Here is a 954-nt window from a genome sequence, read left to right as displayed (position 1 = left end):
TCATGCAGCTCCACCGATTTTGAGAACGACAGCGACTTCCGTCCCAGCCGTGCCAGGTGCTGCCTCAGATTCAGGTTATGCCGCTCAATTCGCTGCGTATATCGCTTGCTGATTACGTGCAGCTTTCCCTTCAGGCGGGATTCATACAGCGGCCAGCCATCCGTCATCCATATCACCACGTCAAAGGGTGACAGCAGGCTCATAAGACGCCCCAGCGTCGCCATAGTGCGTTCACCGAATACGTGCGCAACAACCGTCTTCCGGAGACTGTCATACGCGTAAAACAGCCAGCGCTGGCGCGATTTAGCCCCGACATAGCCCCACTGTTCGTCCATTTCCGCGCAGACGATGACGTCACTGCCCGGCTGTATGCGCGAGGTTACCGACTGCGGCCTGAGTTTTTTAAGTGACGTAAAATCGTGTTGAGGCCAACGCCCATAATGCGGGCTGTTGCCCGGCATCCAACGCCATTCATGGCCATATCAATGATTTTCTGGTGCGTACCGGGTTGAGAAGCGGTGTAAGTGAACTGCAGTTGCCATGTTTTACGGCAGTGAGAGCAGAGATAGCGCTGATGTCCGGCGGTGCTTTTGCCGTTACGCACCACCCCGTCAGTAGCTGAACAGGAGGGACAGCTGATAGAAACAGAAGCCACTGGAGCACCTCAAAAACACCATCATACACTAAATCAGTAAGTTGGCAGCATCACCCGACGCACTTTGCGCCGAATAAATACCTGTGACGGAAGATCACTTCGCAGAATAAATAAATCCTGGTGTCCCTGTTGATACCGGGAAGCCCTGGGCCAACTTTTGGCGAAAATGAGACGTTGATCGGCACGTAAGAGGTTCCAACTTTCACCATAATGAAATAAGATCACTACCGGGCGTATTTTTTGAGTTATCGAGATTTTCAGGAGCTAAGGAAGCTAAAATGGAGAAAAAAATCACTGGA

Annotated in this window: 1 protein-coding gene; it reads right to left on the bottom strand. The window is 51.9% G+C overall.

Features of this window, described 5'->3' with window-relative positions; translation table 11 throughout:
• A protein-coding gene (locus SB816_RS29690; protein ID WP_283688472.1) for an IS1-like element IS1A family transposase occupies window positions 1–655 on the bottom strand; the annotation gives its coding sequence in 2 pieces (ribosomal slippage) (window positions 1–406 and window positions 406–655; 656 coding nt annotated over the 2 pieces). This gene is flagged as partial in the annotation.
• Between the last annotated feature and the right edge of the window lie 299 nt (window positions 656–954).

Origin of the sequence: Achromobacter sp. SIMBA_011 (genome assembly GCF_046535435.1) — a bacterium.
GTDB classification, from domain to species: domain Bacteria; phylum Pseudomonadota; class Gammaproteobacteria; order Burkholderiales; family Burkholderiaceae_B; genus Achromobacter; species Achromobacter dolens.
Note: the sequence above shows the minus strand (reverse complement) of the source record. Positions and strands in the feature narration are given on the sequence as shown.